Raw genomic sequence first — 23,464 nt, 5'->3', positions numbered from 1 at the left:
CCGGACACGCCCAGACGGTCTCCAACCGTTTGACACGCCGTTTCATTCTGGCCATCCATGGCTCCTTCCAAAAAGTCCATGACGCCAATATCGACAGGAAACGGCTTTTTGAGATAGTTTCTTAGTCTCTCGAGTCGTTTCCGTGAAGAAGGGTGAATCCCGGGTTTGACCAAGAACGTCACACCGGCTGTTTCCGTCACCGCGAGCTTCTCTTTTGCATGCGAACTTCCATCCGTTCGCCCTGCCGTTCTATTTCAAACGTCAGGGAAAGTGACCCCAGCAAGCGGTCGAGACTTTCTCGATCAATCCCTTCCATCGATTGGCCGTTGACGGCGATGACACGGTCGCCGGCACGTAATCCGGCGCTTTCCGCGATGCTGTCCGGAGCGACTTCTTTGATATTCCAGGGCTCTGTGCCTCGTTTGGCGATCACAAATCCATATCTTTCGGGTGCCGCTGCCCGTTCGATGCGAATTCGGCCGTTCTTCTGGTCGAAAGTGACCTCGAGCTGCGCGATGATTTTAATTCCGATGTTTGCCTCACCGAGCGGTCCCGCGATCAGCGTTTCTGGGTTGTCGATGATGGCGTCACCGATCCGCAGTGCGCCATCAAGCGTGGCCGATTCGATATCGGCGCCCCCGCTTCGTCCGACCCGAGTCGGCTCGCTCGTGAATTTCAGGTTTTTGGCCAATGCTGTTGGGAGGCCGAGTGGGATGATGGCGCCCGTGTCGATGAGCGCCTTGGTCGACATCCCGCCAATGGTCACCTCGATCTCAGGATCTTCGTCGTCGCTGATGATGGGCACGATGCTCTTTCCGTCCGGGGGAGGGAGCTCGCCGCGACTCACGACAATCGTGCGGGCGGAATAATTGACGGTCAGCAGGTACTCGCTGAAGAGGTGAAACCCGAGAATGCCATCGATGGGCTTCAATCCCCCCGGACGCTCGGCATTGTAGTCGCGGCTGCTTACAACCACATTCGTGAAGGACAATTCGCCCATGCTGAGCGTGTCGAGGCGGTGATCGGTCAACTTCAGATTCTGTCCGAGGACGCCCTTGCCGGTCGCGTCGCTCAATAAGGGGAGATCGAGCTTCTCTACAAGCGTACGATCAACGCGCCCGGCCCCTTCGGCACCGGTGTCCAACATGAATCGGAACGGTCCCTGCCCATTGACTTCGACGTTCTCGACGAGGATGGCGCCGCCCCACTGGACAAACGGTATTTCAAGTCGATCACTCGCAAGAGTTGAGGAGTCGTAGCCTCGGCGGGATGTGCTGGCATCTTCGGCACGGGCGTCTGTGGCAACGAGCAACAAGGCAACGACGCACATCATGCTATGTTTCATTTGAATACCCCTGTATCACGCTGGTCTGGCATCGCGGCGACAAGACGTCGTTGCCGCCACTACTCGGGCCACAATCTAGGTGAGGTGGGCGGTGAGGTATTGAACAAATGGAACTGAGGAGATTCGTGGCGGTTTTCGGCCAGAAAAGATCGGATGAGCTGGCGGTACCGGTTCGGCGTCAGGCCGGTCTCTCGCTTGTACAACCGGCAGAGATGCGCCTGATCGGAGAAACCGGCCGCGAGGGCAATCTGGACGACCTGCTCGTGACCGTTGGCCAAACCGCACGCGGCGTGCGACACCCGCTGTCGGATGCGCCACTGCGACGGCGCGACGCCCATGGTTCGGCGAAATCGCCTGGCATAGGAGACGGGATGCATGTCAGCCGAGTTCGCAGCCGCCCGCGTCGATCCCCGCGACATCGCGACGGTGTGCTCTGCACAACCCGCCGTTTCCGCCGGGAGACTGGCGTCCATGCACCCGAGGATCGCGTCAGCCAGAATGTCGGATGTTTGGAAGGGGGCCGCGTCCTGCGTACGCAAATGTTCGAGCAACAACGCTGTGCTGGTGCCGGCGCTCAGGAGTCCGCATTGCCCAATATCTACCCCACGGCGCACGAGTTGACGCACCGCTTGCCGTTCAAGGCGGAAGTTGAGGGTCATTGCCCCAATCGGCCCGGCGCGAGTTTCGTGTTCCGCCCCTTCCGGTTTGACGACCAGCGATAGTGGACGACACGTGACAGTCCGACCCTCCACGGTCTCCTGGAGGATGCCGGAAAGTACCAACGTCACGCTCATCCAACCGTGGGCGTGGCGGCGCATCTCCTGTCCCGGCCGGTAGCCCACGAAACGTACGTCGATGTCCTCCAGCCGGCGGGACGCCAACAGATTGCCCAGAATGCCCGCGCGCGCGATTTTCACGAAATCAGGATTCGCTCAACCCGGCGGAATATTCTTCGAGACCCTTGTCCCCCTGGCAGCCGCGATTCGATTCGCGAGGTGGACGCAGACTGCCGCTGTCAAATTGGCACCCGATAAACGCTGTCCGACGCGCTTCTGCCAAGCTGGCAGCGCGAATTTCCAAAGACCAACAACCGCATAATGTCTGCAATCTATTGTGATATAATAATTTGCAAGCTATCCCGTGGCGGGTGATGGGCTGGTCCGGGCCTTGCCCTACGAACAGCATCTTCTTGTGCGCTGACGGTATCTCGTGGCACGAGGAGGTGTTCGGTACCGAGCGCGGGCCGAACCGCCGACGGTAGGGCGGCCGTCTGGGTTGTTTGTCCAACCGCCGGTTGTTGGATCTGTTTTCCCACTTGTTTCCACGGCAGCGTGTAGGAGGCGAAACGTATGGCGGTCAAACAGTTGGCGTACGAGCACGACGCAAGGGGCTCGTTGAAGAGCGGCGTCGAGAAGCTCGCGGCCGCGGTCAAGGCGACCCTCGGGCCCCGCGGACGAAACGCGGTGATTGATAAGGGCTGGGGAGGCCCGAATATCACCAAAGACGGCGTTACCGTGGCCGAAGAGGTCGAGCTGATTGACAAGTTCGAGAACCTCGGGGCCCAACTCGTCAAGGAAGCGGCCTCGAAGACGAGTGAAGTAGCGGGTGACGGCACGACCACGGCCACCGTACTGGCCGAAGCCATCTTCAAGCAGGGGCTGCGGAACATCACCGCCGGCGCGGACGGCAACGCCATCATCCGGGGCATTCAGAAGGCGGTCGGAAAGGTCGTGGACGAGCTCAAGGGCATGTCCCGCCCGATCAAGGCCAACCGCCGTGAAGACATCGTCAACGTCGCCCGCATCTCCGCCAACAACGACGAGGTGATCGGCAAGCTCCTGGCCGATGCGTTCGAGAAGGTCGGCAAGGACGGCGTGATCACCGTCGAGGAGGGCAAGAGCTCGGATACGACGATCGATGTTGTCGAAGGCATGCAGTTCGATCGCGGCTTCCTTTCGCCGCACTTCGTCACCGACCATGACACCGTGGAGTGCGTGCTCAACAAGGCGTTCGTGCTCATTCACGAGGACAAGATCAGCAACGTTCCCAAGCTGGTTCCCCTGCTGGAGAAGATCGCCAAGTCCAAGCGTCCGCTGCTGATCATCGCGGAGGACATCGAGGGCGAGGCGCTGGCCACGCTGGTGGTCAACAAGCTGCGCGGCATTCTCGACATCTGCGCGGTGAAGGCGCCGGGTTACGGCGATCGCCGCAAGGCCATGCTCCAGGACATCGCCGTGCTCACAGGGGCGACGGCAATCATGAAGGACCTGGGGCTTGATCTGGAGAAGATCACGGTCAACGAGCTCGGCCAGGCCAAGCGCGTGCGGGTCGATGCCAACAACACCACGATCATCGAAGGGGCTGGATCGACATCCGACATTCAGGGGCGCATCAAGCAGATCGCGGCCGAGATCGACGCGACGACGTCCGACTACGATCGCGAGAAGCTCGAGGAGCGCCGGGCGAAGCTGGCTGGCGGCGTGGCCCAGATCAACGTCGGCGCGGCGACCGAGACGGAAATGAAGGAAAAGAAGGCGCGCATCGAGGACGCCCTGCATGCCACGCGGGCGGCGCTCGAGGAGGGCATTGTTCCCGGGGGCGGCGTGGCCCTCATCCGCGCCTGCAAGGGTGTGGAAGGTCTCAAGCTCCGCGGCGACGAGCAGCTCGGCGTGGACATTGTCTGCCAGGCACTGATGGAGCCGGCGCGGCAGATTGCGAAGAACGCCGGGTTCAATGCCGGGCTCGTGCTGCACAAGATCTCCGAGGGCAGCGGCGCGTTCGGCTTTAACGCCGACACGGGCCAGTACGAAGACCTGCTCAAGGCGGGCGTGATTGATCCCACCAAGGTCGTGCGTTCGGCGCTGGAGAATGGCAGCAGCGTGGCCCGCATTCTGCTGAGCACGGACGTCTGCATCACCGCCAAACCCGAGGAAGAAGACGACCAGATGCCTGGCGGCGAGGGCATGGACGACGATTACGACATGATGTAGTGCCGGCAAGGCGGCACCGTTTGCCGCCGAGTTTCGATATGAGGCGTGGGTGAATTCGTAACAAACCGGCCAGAAGCGCCCGAGCGGCGCGGCCGCTGGATAGATGGAGTCCTACCGATCATGGCAACCGCAACGGCGTCGAAAAAGAAGGTGAAGTTCCGTCCCATGGACGATCGTGTTCTGGTGGAACCGAGCGAGGCGGAGGAGAAGACCTCCGGTGGGATCATCCTGCCGGACTCGGCACGGGAAAAACCGCAGCGGGGTACGGTCATTGCCGCCGGGCCCGGGAAGCTGCTCAAGAGCGGCAAGCGCGGCGAGATGTCGCTGAAGGTCGGTGACGAAGTCGTCTACGGCAAATATTCCGGCACCGAGATCGACATCGCGGGGGACAAGATGTACATCCTTCGCGAGAGCGACGTGCTGGCGATCGTGGAAAAGTAACAGGTACCGCGCGGCCGCGTTCGTGCCGCTTTTTTGAATGGAACGGAGCAGTCCATGGCCAAGCAGATGATGTTTTCCCAGGATGCCCGCCAGCGAGTTCTGGAGGGGCTGACCAAGCTGGCTGACGCGGTACGGGTGACGATGGGTCCGACGGGGCGCAACGTCATCCTCCAGAAGTCCTTCGGGTCGCCGCGCGTGACCAAGGACGGCGTCAGCGTGAGCAAGGAAGTCGAGCTGCCCCAGCCCTTCGAGAACATGGGGGCCAAGCTCATCAACCAGGTGGCTTCGAAGACCAGCGATGTTGTCGGCGACGGAACGACGGCGGCCACGGTACTGGCCGAGGCCATCTTCCGCGAAGGGTTCAAGTCGGTGACCGCGGGTGCCAATCCCATGGCGCTCAAGCGCGGCATCGATGCGGCCGTGGCCGCGGCGGTGGAAGCGATCAAGGGGATTTCCGCAAAGGTCAAAGGCAACGACGACCTCGCCAAAATCGCCACGATTTCCGCCAACGGCGACGAGGAGATCGGCAAGCTGCTGGCCGGGGCGCTCGCGGAGGTCGGCACGGAGGGCGTGGTCGAGATCGAAGAAGGCAAGAGCCTGACGACGGAGAAGGAAGTCGTCGAAGGCATGCAGTTCGACAAGGGCTACATCTCGCCCTACTTCATGACCAACCCGTCGACGCTGGAGTGCGTGCTCGAGGATCCCGCGATCCTCATCTACGAGAAGAAGATCTCCAACCTGCGGGACTTTGTTCCCGTGCTGGAGAGCATCGCCACGACGGGCAAGTCGCTGCTGGTGATTGCCGAGGACGTCGACGGCGAGGCGCTGGCGGGCCTGGTGGTCAACAAGATCCGCGGCGTGCTCAAGTGCTGCGCGGTGAAGGCGCCGGGCTTCGGCGATCGCCGCAAGGCCATGCTCGGCGACCTGGCCACGGTCACCGGGGCCAAGCTGCTCAGCGAGGACCTGGGCGTCAAGCTCGAGAACGTCACCGCTTCGGACATGGGCTCGGCCAAGAAGGTCGTCATCACCAAGGACAACACGACGGTCATCCAGGGCGCGGGCAAGAAGACGGAGATCAAGGCCCGCTGCGAGCAGATCCGCAGCCAGATCGAGAAAACCACGAGCGACTACGATCGGGAGAAGTTGCAGGAGCGGCTTGCCCGTCTGACCGGCGGCGTGGCCGTCATTCGCGTTGGCGGCGCCACCGAGATCGAAGTCAAGGAGCGAAAGGACCTCGTCGATGATGCCTTCCACGCCACCAAGGCGGCGGCCGAAGAGGGTGTGGTTCCCGGCGGCGGCGTGGCCTTCCTGCGGGCAATTCCCGCCGTGACCAAGGTTCGCGAAAAGGCCCGCGGCGATGAGAAGATCGGCGTGAATATCGTGCTCCATGCCCTGCGGGCGCCGACGCGGCAGATTGCGTCCAACGCCGGCGAGGACGGCGACGTCATCGTCGAGCAGATCCTGGAAAAGACCGGTTCGCACGGATTCGACGCCCGCAAGCGGGAGTTCTGCGACATGGTCAAGAGCGGGATTATCGACCCGGCCAAGGTGTCGCGCGTGGCCCTGGAGAACGCCGCGAGCATTTCGGGGCTTCTGTTGACGACCGAGGTCCTTGTCACGGAATTGAAGGACGATGGTAAGAAGATCGAGCACGCCGTCCGATAGAAACGCGGATGGGTGACTGCAAGCGAATGGACCCCCGGGGCGGACCTTGATCCGCCCCGTTCCATGTCGGAGATCGAACGCGGTGGAGCCAATCCCCTGAAGTTGGGCAGTTGAGGCATGGCGGTGGCTGGTGCAAAGCGCGATTACTACGAAGTCCTTGGCGTAAGCCGCGAGGCTACGCCCGAGGAAATCAAGAAGGCCTTTCGCCGGGCGGCGCACAAGTACCACCCGGACCGTAACCAGAGCGATCCCGACGCAGAACGCCGCTTCAAGGAGGCGGCCGAGGCCTACGACGTCCTGGCGGACGGTGCCAAGCGACAGCGCTACGACCAGTTCGGACACGCCGGACTGGGCGCCGGCGCCGCTGCCCATGACTTCTCGCACATGGGCTTCAATGACATTTTCGACATGTTCAACGACATCTTCGGCGGCGGTGGTCGCAGCGGGCGGCGCGGTCGAAGCCGCGGCGCCGATCTTCAGACCGAGGTCGAAATATCGCTCGGCGAGGTCGCCACGGGAGCAGAGCGGTCCATCGAGTACTCCCGTCGCGAACTGTGCGAGGACTGCGACGGCAGTGGTGCCGCCCGGGGGTCGCAGCGCAAGTCTTGCGGGACGTGCGGCGGTTACGGGCAGGTGGAGCAGACAGGCGGGCTTGCGGGCCTGTTCGGTCGCGTCATCACGACATGTCCGAACTGTCACGGACGTGGCACGGTTATTACGACCCCTTGCTCGAATTGTCGGGGTTCGGGGCGCGTGTCGCGCCGATCCGCGGTCCGCGTACAGATTCCCGCGGGTATCCACGACGGGCAGGCCGTCCGGGTCCGTGGCGAGGGCGAACCCGGAGATGACGGAAATACCCGGGGTGACCTACACTGTTATGTGCGCGTCGCGCCGCATCCCTTTCTGGAGCGGCACCAGAATGACCTGGTGTGCCGCATGCCCATCAGCTTCACGCAGGCGGCGCTCGGTGCAGCCGTGGAAGTGCCCACGCTGGAGGGCAAGGCGGAACTGCGCATCCCGGCGGGAACGCAGCACGGCCAGCTCTTTCGTCTTTCGAGGCTGGGTCTGCCCGACCTGCGCAGCGGCGCGCGGGGTGATGAAATCGTGCAGGTGCTGATCGAGATCCCCAAGAAGCTCAGCAAGGAGCAGGAATCTCTGCTTCGCGAATTCGCCGAGTCCGAGGATCGATCGGTGCTGCCGGAGTCGAAGGGTTTCTTCGATCGACTGGTGGACTATCTGAGCGGTAGTTCGTCGTAAGCGGTTGCAACGGAGGCCGACGTCATGACCGACGCCAACGCCACCTCGCCGAAAAATGCCAAGCCCGACGGGCACGACAACGAGCCCGTCGCCGATGACGTATTTGCCGAGGACGAAGGCGCGCCGCGAGCAGGCGCCCCCGATGCGGACGCGCCCGAAGCCTTGCGAGAGCGCATCGCGTCGCTGGAAGATGCGCTGCTGCGCGCTCGGGCGGAAGTGCAGAACATCCAGCGAAGAGCGGCCAACGAGCGCGCCGAGGCCGTGCGCTTCGGTAATGCGGAGCTGTTGAAAGCGATCGTGCCCGTGCTCGACGACCTGGACCGCGCGATCCAGCATGCGACGGATCAGGCCGATGTCCGGGCGCTGCTCGACGGCGTCAGGCTGGTCCGCGAGAACCTGCTCAAGGCACTGGGCTCTTTCGGCCTGGAGCCGATCGACGCCGCGGGGCAGCCCTTTGATCCGCACCAGCACGAAGCGTTGATGCAGCAGCCCACGGACGCGCAGCCTCCGGGTACGGTGCTGGAAGAGGTCGCTCGGGGCTATCGCCTGCGGGATCGGACCCTGCGCCCGGCCAAGGTCATTGTCGCGGCCGCGAGTCAGGGCGAAAACGACGGAGAGAGGTAAACGGCATGCCAACGTACGAATATGAATGCACGCGGTGCGGAAAGGTGACGGAGGTGTTCCAATCGATGACGGACCCGCCGCGCCGCAAGCTCCGCAAGCAGGATAATCCGCAATGCTCGTGCAACGCACCGGTGCAGCGGCGCATCAGCGGCGGGGCAGGATTGATCTTCAAAGGTTCGGGCTTCTACATCACGGATTATCGCAGCGAGTCCTACAAGGAGGCGGCGAAGAAGGACAACGGATCAGGTCCGGCCGAAAAGGGCGACGGCAAGGCGGAAAAGTCGCAAACCCCCGCGAAAGATTCCTCGTCCGGCAATTCGGAATCCAAATCGAAGCCGGCCAAGGACACGCCGAAGGGATCGAAGAAGGCGAAGGGCGAAGGCGTGGCCGTGTAGCGACTTCCAACGGACATGCCTTGGCTTCGCGACACGTTCAGTCCCGTCATTTGATGAAGCAGACGGCATCAGCACCAGCGTCAGCCCAGACCGGGGCCACTGCATTGATCACGTTTGAATGTCCAACCTGCCGCCGGCGGTTTTCCGTGGGACGGCGCGAGGAAGCGGCGTTCCGCCCGTTCTGCTCGTACCGTTGCAAGATGGTCGACTTGGGGCGCTGGCTGGATGGCACCTATGCGGTCACCGAACCGCTTTCGCCGGACGATCCGCGACAGGACTCCGGCGAGGACGAAAGTCAGCGTGGAGATTCTTGATCCGATAAAAAGTCGGAATGATGTTTTTCGCCCGCTGGTGAGTATTGTGTCTATATCGGGCGCAGAGGCGCGGATGTCTCAGATTTTAACCGCCGTCCGGCCTTGAATGGTGTTATTTGTGGTGGGAATCTTGGCCGCCGGCGACGGCAATAAGCTTTCTGGGGTGCGCCGCCGGCGGTTTTTGAAAAATGAAGTTTCTTGACGGGCTTTGGGGTCCGGCGGTTAGAGCTGTCGGGAGGAGTCTAAGTGATGAAGGGACGCATGTTGCAACGCGGAACGAAACGGGGCGGCTTCACGCTGCTCGAGCTTCTTGTGGTTATCGCGATCATCGCGCTGTTGATCTCGATCCTGTTGCCGTCGCTCGAGGCCGCTCGTCGGCAGGCGAAGGCGACGGCCTGCCTGTCGCACCTCAAGGGTGTGGCCAGCAGCAGCCGGGTGTACGAGGCGGACGATCCCAACGGCTGGGGCATTCCCTGCCATCCGTTGATGTTCCGGCAGAATCCGGCGAACCCGACGTGGATCGGCGCCTACGAGTGGGGCGGCAAGAGCGGTATCGGAACGCCGAACTGGGTTCCGGGTCGTGGTGCCGAAGAAGGTCTGGGCAGCAAGTACGGCACCAAGGCCGGTTTCGGTCCGGCCACGCGTCCCATGAACGACATTCTCTATCCGGGCGGTTTCGCGGACGCCTACGGCGGCGACCTTCTGGGTAAGAACTTCGATCGTCAGATCGCCCTGGAAGACACCAAGCTGAAGCTGGACAACTATCGTTGCCCGGCCGACGACGGCCCGCCGCGTGGTGCCCACTGCACGGACTGGATCAAGATGACGGAGACGTCATCGTACGACTTCTTCGGCAACAGCTTCACGGCCAACATTCTCTGGACACGAATCGTGGGTCAATCCGAGCCGGTATGGAGCAACTCGCCCATGCTGCGGCCGATCTCCCGCGTGCCCAATCCCTCGCGCACGCTGTACTACGAGGAGAACATCGGCCGTTGGGCCTGGGCGTGCAAGCGTGAGCCGAAGGACTGCTTCGAACTCCTGCAATTGACCGGTATCGACCCGGGTCCCACGAAGGCCGTCCGCGGGTGGCACGGCAAGGACTGGACCTATCAGCGAGCTTTTGTGGACTCGCACGCCGAGTCGCAGACGGTGATCATTCCGGGCACGGAGGACGCCGAGGGCTACATGGAGCACTACCGAGCCGAGGTCGTCTATCCGGAGGACGCGGACCGTCAGCGGGCCAATACGTGCATCATCATCCGCGGAAACGGGTGGCAGAAAGACACGCTGCCGGCCGAGGGCATCATCACCGGGCTGAGCATCAGTTCAGAAGGCCGACCCTCTTACGAGCGGTGCGTATCGTCGGAGTAAACCCGGCCTGATCGCGGTCGGTTGAAATCCGGCCGATTTCCAACCCCAGCATACCCGAAGGGGTGCGACACGGAGTCGCACCCCTTTTGCTTTGGAGAGAGATCGGTGTTCGCGCGTCAAGCCGGCGTGAGCACCGGTGGCGGGATGGGCTGGTCCTGGCGGAGTTCGCGGCGGTGGCCGAGCCACGCCCGCAGCCCGGAGTTTTCCACGGGGTGGTTGCCGAGCATGCCGATTTCGATGGCCGCGGCCGCGCTGCCCAGATAGGCTGATTCAAGAAGGCTGCCGCCGGCGGCGAGCGTGAGCGTGGATGCGGCGAGAAGTGCGTCGCCGCATCCGAGCTTGTCGAGGGCATGGGGCGTAAGCGCGGGGACCTGCTCGCTGCGGAGGCGCCCCGACCACTCCGGTGTACCACGCTGCTGGCTCTGGCGATCGAAGACGACCATACCGCGTTTTTCGAGCGTGACGAACAAGTGCCGGGCCTGGGTGCGCTCGAGCAACTGCCACGCGACGGACGAGAGGCCGGCGTCGTAATCGTGGAGCATGGCGCGCATTTCGAGCTCGGACGGGCAGAGCAGATCGACGTTGACGAAGTTGAGCAGATTGGCCCGGGCACCGCTGATATCCCCGGCGAGGATGCGGACGTTCTGGCGGAGCGCGGGCAGGACGCGCTGGAGCAGGCCGGAGGTGATCATGCCGTAGCCGAAATCGCAAAAGATGACGGCGTCGGCGAGTCGCGAGTGTTGTTCGAGAATCATGGCCGCGTGGCGCTCGGCGACGGAGTCCAGCGGGCGGATCTGGGCGCGTTCCACCTTGAAGAGCTTGTTTTCGTCGGCGAGGAAGCGGGTCTTCTCGACGAGCGAGGGTCGACAGTTGATCAGGTGATTCTCGACGCCTTCACAGCGAAGGACGTCGCGAACCATGTCGGACGGCTCATCCTCGGCTGCGGCGCTGACCAGAAAGGCGCGGGCGCCGAGGGCGGCGACGTGGCGGGCGACAATGGCCGCGCCCCCGACGTAGCTGCGCTCATCGCGCTGGGCGAGGGATATCATGGGGGATTCGCTGGCGACGCCCAGCGGATCGCAGAGGACGTAGCGATCGAGGACGATGTCCCCGACGACCATGACGTTCAGCCCCCGGAATCTGTCCAGCCGCGCTTCGAGCGATTCGCGGGTAATGGCGTGCCGGCGGCAGACCAGGTTGAGACGGTGGGATTCATTTTCGGGGAAGCGGGGCAATCGTTCGATGAGGGCGGTGGAACTGAAGATGATCTCGCCGCTGGAGAAGAGGATACGTCCGCCATACTCCTCGACGATGGCCTTCTCAGCCAGGAAACCCGGATCCCGGGAGTTTTCGTACTCGCGCCCTTTGATGTACAGATCGGGGCGGATGCGACGCAGGGCGTTCTCCGCCGTGGGTTCCGGCGTAATGCAGACCAGGTCCACGCACATCAGGGCGGCCAGGTTCTCTGCGCGGAGTTCCTGGGGGATATAGGGGCGCATTCCGCCCTTGTCGATGGCGGCGTCGCCGGTGATGGAGACGATGAGCACGTCCCCCTGCTGGCGGGCGAACTCCAGGTAGCGGATGTGCCCGGGATGAACGACGTCGAAGCAGCCGTGACACTGAACGATCGTCTTGCCCGCGGCACGAAACTGCTCGACGATGGCGGCCAGAGCGTCGAGACCGACGATTTTGGATTCGAAGCTGGCTGTCATGCTGAGAAAACCCGCAGCACGGCGGTGACCCGGTTCCGGGACGGTCCGGGGTATGTTGCCCCGGACCCGTCGCCTGTAGTATCGGCCGATTCGACCCAGCGGGCGCAGGCGAAAGGGCTGATTCGTGCCTGGGTTCGCCGGGTCAGAAGCCTTCGACGGTTGGTTGTTCACCGGACACGCGAAGGCGACTTGAGTTTTCCGCCGGTTCTTGGAGTTGGTGATGGGGTTCCCCTGGACCTTGCAGGGTTACATCTTCCGGGAGATGGGCAAGACGTTTCTGCTCACGGCCGTGGGCATGACCGGTGTCCTTGGCCTGGGCGGCGGCGTGATGAACATGATGAAGCTGGGGGAGGTGACGCCTTCCCAGCTTCTGCGACTTCTGGCGCTGCTGCTGCCGGTCGCGGCGGCCCTGACGCTGCCCATCGCGGCGCTGTTCAGCGCGACGTCGACCTACGGGCGCCTCAGTGCGGACAATGAGATCAACGCCTGCCGCAGCAGCGGGATCAACCTGCATGTGCTGTTTCTGCCACCGTTGCTGCTGAGTGTGATCGCGGGCGCGGTGACATTCGTTTTCAGCAACTACGTCATTCCGCGCATGGTGCATCATCTGAACGAGGTCGTGAGCCAGGACGCGGGAACCTATATACAACAGCGGTTGCGCCGCCCCAGCGGGATCACGCTGAACAACCGGTTTCACATCCACGCCGACCGATTCGATCTTGATCCGGTCACGAAGACGCGCGGGGTATTGGAAGGCGTGTCGTTCCTGGAGGCGGACGGGGAAGACTGGATCCGCTACGGAACGGCCCAGGCGGTGGAACTGGGATTCGTGCGCGGTGAGGACAAGGTGGATGTCTGGGCGCGGATGGTGGGCGTGAGCTTCTACGACAAGCGCGACGACCAGTTCGTGGAGCTGGAGTACAAGGCGATTCCTTCGTACGAGCTTCCGGCGGGCGTGCCGCTCAAGCTGCGTTTTCTGACGCTGGGGGAGCTGCTGGAATTCCGCGAGCGGCCGTACCTTTGGCAGGACGTGCGGCGGGCGATTCAGTCGCTGCGCAAGGCCGTGGGCCGTCGAATGGTCTACGACGAGCTCGTCCGCGACTGGCAGGAAGCCGGGGACCACACGATCGTCCTGCGCGAACCCGGCAGGCAACTGCTGATTCAATCGGAGCGGGCGGCGCGACAGCCGTACGACGGCGGCATCGAGCTGATGGATGTGACCATCGAAGAAGAGGCACTGCCGGGACGTCGGGAGCTGCACTTTCCCAGGGTCGTGCTGGAACTGGCCGGTGGAGATCGGATCGCGGACGCGGGCGTTCTGGTCCGGACCTATGCGGAGGTTGTCGAAAACGGGCGGATGGTGGAGCGGGCGCTGGACACTCTTGGTCCGATCGCGCTGCCGCCGGAGCTTGTGACGCGAATCGATGCGGTGAGTGACGAGGATCTTCTCTCCGGGCCCGCGGGCGCACCGAATGCGGCGGGAGAGGATATCAAGCGCATGCAGGACCCCGTTGTTCGAAGTCGCGCGGCGGCACGGGAGGAGATTGCGGCCACGAGCCGGGAGATTGCCGGTGTGCTGCATCAGCGCATGTCGTTCAGCGCGAGTGTGCTGGTACTGGTGATCCTGGGGGCGGCGCTGGGCATTTTGCTGCGCGGAGCGCACGTTCTTACGGCCTTCGGCATCAGTTTCATACCGTCCCTTTTCGTCATCATGTTGATCGTGATGGGCAACGAGATGTGCCACAATGCCGTGACGCACATTGCCGGTCTGGCCGTGATGTGGGTGGGCATCATCGTTGTGGGTCTTGGGGACCTGGTCGTCCTGTTCGGAATATTGAGACGGTAACGAGGAAAGGCGGTGGCGCGGCGTCGCGTCCCTGGAACCGGCAGCGGTGACGATTCTCGATCGCTACATTCTCCGTTCGCTTCTGATCAACTACCTGATCGCCCTGGGGGTGATGATCAGCCTGTACGTGGTGCTCGACCTGTTTGTGAACATGGACGAGTTCACGGAGCAGCGGCGCCCGATCGGGGTGACCATGCTGAATATGGCGAGCTATTACGGACCCCACGTCTTCGTTTATTTTGCGCAGCTTTCCGGGGTGATTGCGCTGTTCGCGTGCATGGCGACGATCGCGCGCATGCGGCGGCAGAATGAGCTGACGGCGATGCTGGCGTCGGGGGTGAGTCTGTACCGGGTGGCGGCGCCGATCCTGGGATTCGGCCTGGCGACCACGGCTCTGCTCATTCTCGATACGGAAGTGCTCACGCCGCGCGTGGCGCACCTGCTGGCCCGCGACCACGACGACGTGGATGGGACCCGGGCCTACGGCGTGTACTTTCTGCCCGACCGAAATGGTGCGCTGGTTTCGGCCGGTCGGTTCTACCCGCGGACACAGGACCTTCGTCAACTGCTCGTGCTGCGTCGAACGCCGGAGGGGAACATTGCCCAGACCATCGAGGCGGACCGGGCCACGTGGGAGCCGCCGACGCCACAGCGTCGGGTGGGGCGGTGGGTGCTGGAGCGGGGCATTCAGCGGACGCGTACGGAGCATGCCGCGGCCGGACTGGGTCCGACGGGAGAGCGGTTCATCGAGCCGGTTTCATATTATGAAAGTGATCTGAGTCCGGTGGAGATCGAATTGCGACAATCGGAAGGGTGGATCCGTTATTTGAGCCTGGGGCAGTTGAAGCGCTTGCAGGAGTCCGGGCTTGCGGAGCGGGATCTGGCGGTGCAGACGCGGCACGCGCGCGTGACGGCGCCGATCGTGGGGATGGTGCTGCTGCTGCTGGGACTGCCGTTTTTCCTGGATCGCTCGCCGGCCAGCGTATTGACCGACACGACGAAATGCCTGGTGGTATGCGGCATGTGTTACGCATCGATGTTCGTGGCGCAGAGCGTGCGCACGGCGGAGGCGTCGGCATTGCCTTCCTGGATTCCCATCTTCATCTTTGCCACACTGGCGATGGTGCTGATCGACCGCGTGCGGACGTAACCGACGATCCTGGCAGTTGCTTAACCAATTCTCAGCCCGTGCTCCACAGAGGAATTCAGCACGGCTTGGAGAGTCCTGACGACGCGCGCGGCCCGGTTTTGGTTTGACCGGACGCCTGGGGCGCGTTACATTCTGACGCACACTTCGTGCAGATTCCGTTACTTCTAAACGGAGGCGACATCATGTGGCGGGAGGTAGCGAAGCAGGGGGGAGCTTGGCGCGGGACGACGATCTGCGCGTTGTTGATGTTTTGTGGGGGTATTACGCTTTCGGCGTGGGCCGACCCGATCGGGGCAAACGACGGTGTCATCTACCGCCTGGAGGCGGGCAGCACCTATCAGGAAGGGTGTTTTCCGCCCTGCCTCTGTCCATTGTGGATCGAGCAGGGGCTGCTGGGCACGATGCGCGTGACCTATCAGGGTTTCGATGGCGTGCTTCACCGGTACCACGTGGACGATGTCAACTGGCTGGCCTATCGCCCGGACGGAACGCTGCTGCGGGTTACGGGCCGCGGCGTCTACATGATCGGTTCCCCTGGTCCCATTACGCTCGTGCAGCAACGCATGGAGCTGGATTTGAAGATCAATGACGATCCCGTCGAGCACTACGACAGCGGTTGGGTTCCCGTGGGGGATAGCACACGAATCAACATCGCGGTTTCGATCAACGGTATGTACTGCCTGGATCGGGCGATCCGCATCGACGCGTTGCCCGTGCCGGCGTCTCAGCTCCGGCCCTATCGTCTTGTTCCGGGAAGCACGCTCCAGAGGGGTTGCTTTGACCCGTGCGATTGCCTGCTCGGGCCGGAGCTTCCCGTGGTCGGCTCGTTCGCCTCGGTTCCGCTGCGTATCGCCGACTTTTCCGATCTGCACGCCGTGGTGAACATTCGCTGGCAGGTGCAAATGAGCTCGAGCGCTTCGGAACTTCTGCCCATCCACGGATTCGGGTTCTACGAGCGGATGGTGGGCGATGCGGCACACTTGCAGCGCCTGCAGCTAGAGCTGGAAATTGGGGATGAACCGGTTGCGTCCTTCGACAGCGGACAGATTTGGGGTGGTGAGATTTTTCCCACGATTGATGCGGTCGTCTCCCAGCAGATGCTGGTGTGCTACGACACAGCGATCCATGTGGTCGGAGAGCCGCTGGCGTCGAATGTCTGCGGCGGGATCGGGGGTGTTCCCTGCCCGAACGGCCAGTTCTGCTTCTATCCGATCGGCACGTGCGGGCAGGGGGATATCGAGGGCATGTGTCTCCCGCTGGGCGGTCCAAACTGCAATTGTCTGGCGGTGTACGATCCGGTCTGCGGCTGTGACGGCGTAACCTATAGCAACGAGTGCGAGGCGATTTGCGCGGGCGTTTCCATTGCGCATCCGGGCGAGTGCCGGCGGCCCTGCGGTGGACTGACGCCATTGCCACCTTGCGATGGCGGCGAATTCTGCAAGTTCCCACCGGGTGCCTGCAACGACCCGAGCGTACAGGGATTCTGCACGGAGATTCCGCAGGCGTGCCCGGACGTGTGGATGCCGGTCTGCGGATGCGACGGCGTGACCTACGGCAATGACTGCGAAGCGGACGCCGCAGGCGTTTCGATCGCGCATCCGGGACCGTGCGTTCCAAACTGCGCTGCAACCCGAAGGCTGGCGAATGCGGCGGCCGTTTATCACCCGGGGATTCCGGTCGGCGTGCAGATTGCATTGACGCTTCCGGCTGGTGTCGTAGCGGTGGCACTGGAGGACGCCCCGCCCGCGGGTTGGGTGGTGAGCAACATCAGCAACGGTGGATTCTTCGACGCGGCCAACGGCAAGGTGAAGTGGGGGCCGTTCTTCGCGCCGAGCATTCCGCAGGCGGTTTCCTACATGGCGACGCCGCCGAACGACACGGTGGGTCCGCATTGCTTCACGGGGGCAGTGTCGCTGGATGGAGCGAATCAGGAAATCTGCGGAGAGGCGTGCCTTGGGCCGGCGTGCCCGCTCATGGCGGCCGACGTCCCCCATGAGAACTGCGATTCCTGCAATGCCGGAGTTTGCACGACGTGTACGAACGGCGCTTGCCGGGATTACCGCATCAGCCTGTGTGAGCTGATCGGGTACGCCTGTGCCTGGCTGACCGGTTGTCATGACGATCTCTCGGGCGTGACGCGGGCGGCGTTCATCTGGCGTAGCGGCGAGTGCTACTGCTGGGATGACGCCGAAGAGAACTGGTTCCCGGCGGCCTGCGCCGCGGGGATCGGGGGCTGCTGTGACAACAGCCCGGGGCTGCGGATCGGTGACGGCGGATCGGCGACGATCCGGGTGGGATCGGCGGGCAAGATCCTTGCCGACGGTGAACGAGGCGCGCGGTCGCGACGGGTCCTGGGTCCCTCGGCGCTCGTGAGTGTCAATGTGTTGGCACCGGACAATGCCATGAGCATGGCGCTGGAAATCATCGTGCCGTCAGGCTGGGCCGTGAGCCAGATCAGCGACGAAGGGAAGTGGGATGCAGGCCGTCGCAAGGTGAAGTGGGGCCCCTTCATGGATTCGGCGGACCGGACCGTTTCATTTGTGGTGGAGCCAACAACCAGCCGGCAGATTCCGTGGTCGAACAGGAGCGGGCTGGCGGCGGAGTTCCGCGGCACGGTTTCGTTCGACGGCGCGAATCAGCCGATCAACGCACGATAGACGACTCAACGGGAGCCGCTTCGTTTCCTCTTTGGCAGAGGGGAGATTGTGGTTCGGTGTACGGGCGATCTTGGCGCCGGGGTGAAGCGGCTCCCTCTCCTTTCCTGCGCGATCCCGTTTCTGCTTGCCGCTCTGCCGTACGCCGGAGAAGCGTCGGGGCAGGTGCCAGTGCGCGATCTGTCGGGCTACGTCGGCCCCGGAAGCCAGTTCGCCGTGACCATAGTTGTGAATGCGCCGCCGGGCACCGGTGTGGCCGGTCTGGAGGACGCTCCGCCGGCCGGTTGGACGGTCGGCTCGATCAGCGACGGAGGAACGTGGGATTCGCTCAACCAGAAAGTGAAGTGGGGACCCTACTTCGATGCCTCCATCCCCGTCGAAGTTGGCTTCGACGTGACTGTTCCGCAGCAGATCAGCGGGCCGCAGTGCTTCAGCGGACTGGCATCCTTTGACGGGCAGGATGCGGAGATCGGCGGCGCCGTCTGCCTGAATCAGTCGGTGCCGGCGACCTCGACGATGGGTGTCATCATTATGGCACTGTCGACCATCGCAGCAGCAAGCATAGGTATTGGTCGTCGCTCGGCGGGCCCACGTTCCCGCCGTGCCGCGTCACGAGACACGACGCTGTAAGGGCCATCCTGGCATCGATGAACGCAGGAGCCTTCCGCCATCGGCATCGGTAATCGGTGGCTCGGGCGATGCGACGGTAGCCGCTGAAACCGCCGCGCAGCGGGAGCTCTTCGCCGGGACAGGGTGTCGTGCACGTCCGGGCCGGGCTCCGCCTGACAAAGTCGTCATCTCGTTTGGTCTGCCATTCCCTGGTGTTCGACTTCCCGCCGCGTCGGCCTACACTCCTCCCTGTTGGAGCGGCTTCTTGGCGCGGTCGCTTTGGCCGGATTAACCCTCGAAAGTGGAGAAAATCGCATGAACTCGCGAAGGGAATTTCTGGGTGGACTGACGGCATTGGGCGGGTTGTCGTTGCTCTCGGGCATGGAGGCGCGGGCGCAGGGAGGCGGCGCCGGCGGCGCTGATCTGTTCGACGCACCGAAAGAGTACGAGATTGCACCGTTGCCTTACGCCTACGATGCGCTCGAGCCTTACATCGACGAACAGACGATGCGCATCCACCACGACATCCATTACGCCGGGTATGCCCGGGGCCTGAACGCAGCCCTGACCAAGCTGGCCGAGGCCCGTGACAGCGGTGACTTCGGGAACATACAGCAACTCTCCCGCCTGTTGGCTTTTCACGGGGGCGGATTCTTCAACCACGGCGTCTTCTGGACCAACATGGCCCCGTCCGACAAGGGCGGCGGCGGACAGCCCTCCGGCGCGATCTCCTCGCAGATCAAGAAGGACTTCGGCGGCTTCGACAAGTTCCAGGCGCATTTCACGGCGGCGGCCGGTTCCGTGGAAGGCAACGGTTGGGGTGTACTGGCCTACCACTATGCGCTTCGCCGCCTCGTCGTGCTCACCATGATGAATCAACAGGACCTCATGCCCGCGGGCACGATCCCGCTGCTGATGTGCGACGTGTGGGAGCACGCTTACTACCTGAAGTATCAGAATCGCCGGGCCGACTACATCAAGGCCTGGTGGAACGTAGTGAACTGGACCGATGTTGAAGCGCGATTTCAGGCCCTGAGCTAGGCGGCCCATCCGTCGCTCTTGCCGGCCTGCCGAATCGCGGGTTGCCTTCCCTGCCCTCCGTTCTGAACGAGCGTTCCGCCCGGGCGAGCGGTCGTTGCGGGTGCGCCGCCGAAATCCTATACTCCCGGCTTTCGTTGAACCGGAAGCAGATGAAACGCGGAGCGAGGCTGGGAAACCTGGGGAGCGCTCGGCGGCCAACCAACGGGGGGAGGGCGAATACGTGACGAAAATCAAGGCAACGAACATCACCTGGCACGAAGGGCACGTCAGTCGCGAGGAACGCGAGAAGCTGCTCAAGCAAAAGGGCGTGCTGCTGTGGTTCACGGGGCTGAGCGGATCGGGTAAGAGCACCATTGCGTATACGCTGGAACACGCCCTCGTGCAGCGAGGTCACCTCTGCTACGTGCTCGACGGGGACAACATCCGCCACGGGTTGAATAAGAACCTGGGCTTCAGCGCCGAGGACCGCGCCGAGAACATCCGCCGCATCGGCGAAGTGGGCAAGCTCTTCGTCGACGCGGGAATCATTACCATGACCTCATTCATCAGCCCGTACCGGGCCGACCGCGACACTGCCCGGGCGACGATCGGTGAGGGCAATTTCTACGAGGTCCATTGCGCTACGCCGATCGAGGTCTGCGAGCAGCGCGATCCCAAGGGGCTGTACAAGAAGGCTCGCGCGGGGGAGATCAAGGGCTTCACCGGCGTGGATGATCCCTACGAGCCTCCGCTCAAGCCGGAGCTGACGCTCGATGCCGCCGCGTGTTCACCCCAGGAGGCTGCTGTGAAGCTCGTGGAGCTGCTCGAGAAGTCCGGGAAGATTCCCGCCCTTACGGCATAGGGACGCGTGGTGGGCCTTCTGTCCGGGCCCCGCGCGACTTGGGACCCGCCCGAATTCCGGGGAAGCTCGATCGAACGGCGCATGTCACGCAGGGCCGATGATCCATGAGCGGATCGGATCGACAGCGTTTCTTGATCGTCGGCGGAGGTCTGGCGGGGGCGCTCACCGCGGTGTACCTCGGGCGTGCGGGGCATTCGGTCGACGTCTATGAGCTGCGCGATGACCCCCGCGAGAGCGCACTCGGCGGCGGGCGGTCGATCAATCTGGCCATCTCTCACCGCGGACTCGCGGCACTGGAAAAAGTCGGTCTTGCCGGGGAAATTCTCGATATCGCCGTGCCCATGCGCGGGCGCATGATCCACGCCCGGTCGGGCGAGCTCACCTACCAGCCCTATGGCACGGAAGAAACGCATGTCATTCACTCCGTATCACGGGGGGCGCTGAACGTTGCCCTGCTGGCGGCGGCCGGGCGACAGAACGGCGTCACCCTGCACTTCGATCAGAAGTGCACCGGTGTGGATGGCGACCACGGCACGGCCACCTTTCAGCACGCGCCTTCGGGCGAGGAGACGACGGTTGCCGATCGTGTGATCGTCAGTGCGGATGGAGCATTCTCGGCCGTACGCCGCTCGATGCAGAAGCTGGACCGCTTCGACTTCAGCCAGAGCTATCTGACTCACGGCTACAAGGAGTTGACCATTCCTCCCGGACCGGGCGGATCTCACCTGATGGAGAAGAACGCCCTGCACATCTGGCCGCGGAAGTCATTCATGATGATCGCCCTGCCCAACCACGACGGCTCGTTCACCTGCACCCTCTTCTGGCCGTTCGAGGGCGAGAGCAGCTTCGCGTCGATCCGCAACGAGGATGATCTGCGCCGGTTTTTCGACCGCGAATTTCCCGACACCGTGCCGCTCATGCCCACGCTCGCGGAGGACTACTTTCACAACCCCACGAGTTCGCTGGTGACGGTACGCTGCGGTCCCTGGCACGTGGAAGACCGCGTTGTGCTGCTGGGCGACGCGGCTCACGCCGTCGTGCCGTTTTACGGGCAGGGAGCCAACGCCGCCTTCGAGGATGTGATCGTTTTGGACGATTGCATCACACGCTTCAAGCCCGATCTTCGCCGCGCCTTCGAGACCTTCTACCGGCTGCGCAAGGTGCACGCCGATACACTGGCCGATCTGGCCATCGAAAACTTCGTCGAGATGCGCGACAAGACCGGGTCGCACTGGTTCCTGCTGAAGAAGAAGGCCGAGAAGGCGCTTCACAGGCTTCTGCCGGGATGGTACGTTCCCCTGTACAACATGGTTTCGCACTCCCGGATTCCCTATGCGGAGGCCGTTCTTCGGGCGCAGCAGCAGAATCGTACGATCGGAATTGTCGCGGGTGCAGTCTTGCTGCTCCTCGTGTCGATATTGCTTGGCATCTGGTGATCGCGGGCGCCGCCTGCACGTTCTCCTGTGAGGCCCGGCCATGTCCCTGAACTATCGCACCTATCTCGAGCTCGACCAGCTCCTCAATCTTCAACACGCCCGTTCCGAGCCGCCCGAGCACGACGAGCAGCTCTTCATCATCATCCACCAGACGTACGAACTCTGGTTCAAGCTGCTCCTGCACGAGTTCGAGAAGGTGAATCGTGATTTTTCCGGCGGCGATCTCTACGCTGCCATCCATACTTTCCAGCGCTGCCGCACGGTGATGAAAACGCTCGTGCAGCAGGTGGATGTGCTGGAGACGATGACGCCGATGTCCTTCACGAGCTTCCGCAACCGGCTGGACACGGCCTCGGGCTTCCAGTCCGCCCAGTTCCGCGAACTGGAGTTCCTGCTCGGCTACAAGCGGGCGGACATGCTCAAGTATTTCGATGCGGATAATCCGCAGTATGCGGCCATGGTCCGTCGCCTGCAGGAACGCAGCGTGGCGGACCATTTCTATGACTTTCTTGAGCAGCAGGGCGTAACGATTCCCCCGCGGCTTCGCGAGAAAGAGGCCACGTGGGAGACGATGTCCGACGCCGACGTGCAGGAGTCCGTGCTGGGCCTGTACAAGACGCGCCCCGATCTGGCGATCCTCTTCGAGCTGATGACCGATTTCGACGAAGGGTTCCAGGAATGGCGCTACCGGCACGTCAAGCTGGTGGAGCGGACCATCGGCCGCAAGCGCGGCACGGGCGGCTCGCTGGGCGTGGAGTTCCTCAAGCAATCCCTCTTTCAGCCGGTCTTCCCCGATCTTTGGGCAATACGGCATCGGCTGTAGCGCCGGCGTGGAACCTTCCTGGTAGCGCGGGCTGTTCCCGCCACCCCACCTGTAATTGTCTGCAATGCGCAGTTCGCCATTCCGGCGAACGCCGGAATCCAGAATTGAAGGCATGCGGTTCGCGTGATATTGCCGTCGTGACCGATGCCGCGCGGCGTGATCGACCGTATGAACTTGTCCGGTTTGACTTGCCGCTCAGCAACGGACATTTGGACACCGCTACCATGAACGCAATACAACGCCGATGAAGGGCGTATTTCCATAAGCACTATAAACGGAGCCCGTTTATGAGCCGTCTTGCGGTGATGCGGAGATGGTGTTTCGTTTTGGTGGGAATCATGTCCGGCGGTCTGCTGGTGGGATGCGACGAGCTTGAAGGATTACCTTGCGGGGGACTCACCGGCGCGGCCTGCCTGCCCGGCATGTACTGCCGCTACGACGACGGACAGTGCGGCGCGGCCGACCAGACCGGCGCGTGCGAGATCATTCCCGACGTCTGCACGGAGGAGTTCGCCCCGGTCTGCGGCTGCGACGACCAGACCTATGCCAACACCTGCTTCGCCGCGGCGGCCGGCGTGAGCGTCGTCCGCGACGGGGAATGCGAAGAGGACCTCGACGCCCGCATCTGCGGCGGCCTTCAGGGAGTGGCCTGCGAGGAAGGTGAATACTGCCACTACGAAGTGGATGCCTTATGCGGCGCGGCCGACCAGACCGGCGCGTGCGAGGTCATTCCCGACGTCTGCACGGAGGAGTTCGCCCCGGTCTGCGGCTGCGACGACCGGACCTATGCCAACGCCTGCTTCGCCGCGGCGGCCGGCGTGAGCGTGCAGTCAGAAGGCGAATGCCCGTAGAGTCGCGGTGCGAGAATCGCACTGCGGGTCTCGCGCGCCCGGAAACGTTGGTCACGCGGTTCGCGTGCCCTACGAGTTTGAATTCAGCCATCAATC

General features: G+C 63.1%; 21 protein-coding genes. 17 read left to right on the top strand and 4 right to left on the bottom strand.

The window, feature by feature from the left end; genetic code table 11:
• From J5J06_13290 to J5J06_13280, 3 genes are all read right to left on the bottom strand, one after another.
• A partial coding sequence (locus tag J5J06_13290; GenBank protein ID MCO6438061.1) for a hypothetical protein occupies nt 1-200 on the bottom strand: 200 nt, incomplete at its 3' end.
• Complete coding sequence (locus J5J06_13285) at nt 197-1,333, bottom strand: aspartyl protease family protein (GenBank protein MCO6438060.1); 1,137 nt, start codon at nt 1,331-1,333, stop codon at nt 197-199. The genes J5J06_13285 and J5J06_13290, both read right to left, overlap by 4 nt.
• Before the next feature lie 71 nt (nt 1,334-1,404).
• A complete protein-coding gene (locus J5J06_13280) occupies nt 1,405-2,262 on the bottom strand; it encodes an AraC family transcriptional regulator (protein ID MCO6438059.1) in 858 nt (285 codons plus the stop codon).
• A gap of 432 nt (nt 2,263-2,694) precedes the next feature.
• Between J5J06_13280 and groL (J5J06_13275) the strand changes: the two genes are divergently transcribed.
• The 8 genes from groL (J5J06_13275) (at nt 2,695) to J5J06_13240 (ending at nt 10,405) form a co-directional block, all read left to right on the top strand.
• The gene (gene groL / locus J5J06_13275) at nt 2,695-4,335 is read left to right on the top strand and encodes a chaperonin GroEL (GenBank protein MCO6438058.1); all 1,641 of its coding nucleotides are present in this window, start codon (nt 2,695-2,697) and stop codon (nt 4,333-4,335) included.
• A 120-nt stretch (nt 4,336-4,455) separates the two neighbouring features.
• A complete protein-coding gene (locus tag J5J06_13270) occupies nt 4,456-4,776 on the top strand; it encodes a co-chaperone GroES (protein MCO6438057.1) in 321 nt (106 codons plus the stop codon).
• A gap of 54 nt (nt 4,777-4,830) precedes the next feature.
• Complete coding sequence (groL, locus tag J5J06_13265) at nt 4,831-6,441, top strand: chaperonin GroEL (protein MCO6438056.1); 1,611 nt, start codon at nt 4,831-4,833, stop codon at nt 6,439-6,441.
• 117 nt (nt 6,442-6,558) lie between these two features.
• The gene (gene dnaJ, locus J5J06_13260) at nt 6,559-7,698 is read left to right on the top strand and encodes a molecular chaperone DnaJ (protein ID MCO6438055.1); all 1,140 of its coding nucleotides are present in this window, start codon (nt 6,559-6,561) and stop codon (nt 7,696-7,698) included.
• 24 nt (nt 7,699-7,722) lie between these two features.
• Nucleotides 7,723-8,322, top strand: a complete 600-nt coding sequence (gene grpE, locus J5J06_13255) for a nucleotide exchange factor GrpE (GenBank protein MCO6438054.1) — start codon at nt 7,723-7,725, stop codon at nt 8,320-8,322.
• 5 nt (nt 8,323-8,327) lie between these two features.
• Complete coding sequence (locus J5J06_13250) at nt 8,328-8,717, top strand: zinc ribbon domain-containing protein (GenBank protein ID MCO6438053.1); 390 nt, start codon at nt 8,328-8,330, stop codon at nt 8,715-8,717.
• A 53-nt stretch (nt 8,718-8,770) separates the two neighbouring features.
• Entirely contained in the window at nt 8,771-9,031 is a 261-nt protein-coding gene (gene yacG / locus J5J06_13245; GenBank protein MCO6438052.1) for a DNA gyrase inhibitor YacG, read from the top strand.
• Nucleotides 9,032-9,280: 249 nt separating this feature from the next.
• Entirely contained in the window at nt 9,281-10,405 is a 1,125-nt protein-coding gene (locus J5J06_13240; protein ID MCO6438051.1) for a prepilin-type N-terminal cleavage/methylation domain-containing protein, read from the top strand.
• A 116-nt stretch (nt 10,406-10,521) separates the two neighbouring features.
• Here the strand turns inward: J5J06_13240 and J5J06_13235 are convergent, their stop codons facing one another.
• Nucleotides 10,522-12,117 (bottom strand): adenylyltransferase/cytidyltransferase family protein, encoded by a 1,596-nt coding sequence (locus tag J5J06_13235; protein MCO6438050.1) that lies wholly within the window; start codon nt 12,115-12,117, stop codon nt 10,522-10,524.
• A gap of 220 nt (nt 12,118-12,337) precedes the next feature.
• Here J5J06_13235 and J5J06_13230 point away from each other — a divergent pair, with 220 nt between their 5' ends.
• The 9 genes from J5J06_13230 (at nt 12,338) to J5J06_13190 (ending at nt 23,368) form a co-directional block, all read left to right on the top strand.
• A complete protein-coding gene (locus tag J5J06_13230) occupies nt 12,338-13,963 on the top strand; it encodes an LptF/LptG family permease (protein ID MCO6438049.1) in 1,626 nt (541 codons plus the stop codon).
• Nucleotides 13,964-14,009: 46 nt separating this feature from the next.
• The gene (locus tag J5J06_13225) at nt 14,010-15,113 is read left to right on the top strand and encodes an LptF/LptG family permease (GenBank protein MCO6438048.1); all 1,104 of its coding nucleotides are present in this window, start codon (nt 14,010-14,012) and stop codon (nt 15,111-15,113) included.
• A gap of 1,244 nt (nt 15,114-16,357) precedes the next feature.
• Entirely contained in the window at nt 16,358-17,770 is a 1,413-nt protein-coding gene (locus J5J06_13220) for a hypothetical protein (protein MCO6438047.1), read from the top strand.
• A gap of 48 nt (nt 17,771-17,818) precedes the next feature.
• The gene (locus tag J5J06_13215) at nt 17,819-18,397 is read left to right on the top strand and encodes a hypothetical protein (GenBank protein ID MCO6438046.1); all 579 of its coding nucleotides are present in this window, start codon (nt 17,819-17,821) and stop codon (nt 18,395-18,397) included.
• Nucleotides 18,398-18,757: 360 nt separating this feature from the next.
• On the top strand, nt 18,758-19,417 hold the full coding sequence (locus J5J06_13210) for a superoxide dismutase (GenBank protein ID MCO6438045.1): 660 nt from the start codon (nt 18,758-18,760) through the stop codon (nt 19,415-19,417).
• A 220-nt stretch (nt 19,418-19,637) separates the two neighbouring features.
• Nucleotides 19,638-20,258 (top strand): adenylyl-sulfate kinase, encoded by a 621-nt coding sequence (cysC, locus tag J5J06_13205; protein MCO6438044.1) that lies wholly within the window; start codon nt 19,638-19,640, stop codon nt 20,256-20,258.
• A gap of 104 nt (nt 20,259-20,362) precedes the next feature.
• A complete protein-coding gene (locus J5J06_13200; protein MCO6438043.1) occupies nt 20,363-21,694 on the top strand; it encodes an FAD-dependent monooxygenase in 1,332 nt (443 codons plus the stop codon).
• 40 nt (nt 21,695-21,734) lie between these two features.
• A complete protein-coding gene (locus tag J5J06_13195) occupies nt 21,735-22,517 on the top strand; it encodes a tryptophan 2,3-dioxygenase (GenBank protein MCO6438042.1) in 783 nt (260 codons plus the stop codon).
• A 422-nt stretch (nt 22,518-22,939) separates the two neighbouring features.
• Nucleotides 22,940-23,368 (top strand): serine protease, encoded by a 429-nt coding sequence (locus tag J5J06_13190; GenBank protein MCO6438041.1) that lies wholly within the window; start codon nt 22,940-22,942, stop codon nt 23,366-23,368.
• The last annotated feature ends 96 nt before the right edge of the window (nt 23,369-23,464 follow it).

The sequence above is a fragment of the Phycisphaerae bacterium genome (assembly GCA_024102815.1).
Lineage (GTDB): Bacteria > Planctomycetota > Phycisphaerae > UBA1845 > UBA1845 > JAGFJJ01.
This window is presented reverse-complemented; position numbering and strand designations above follow the sequence as displayed.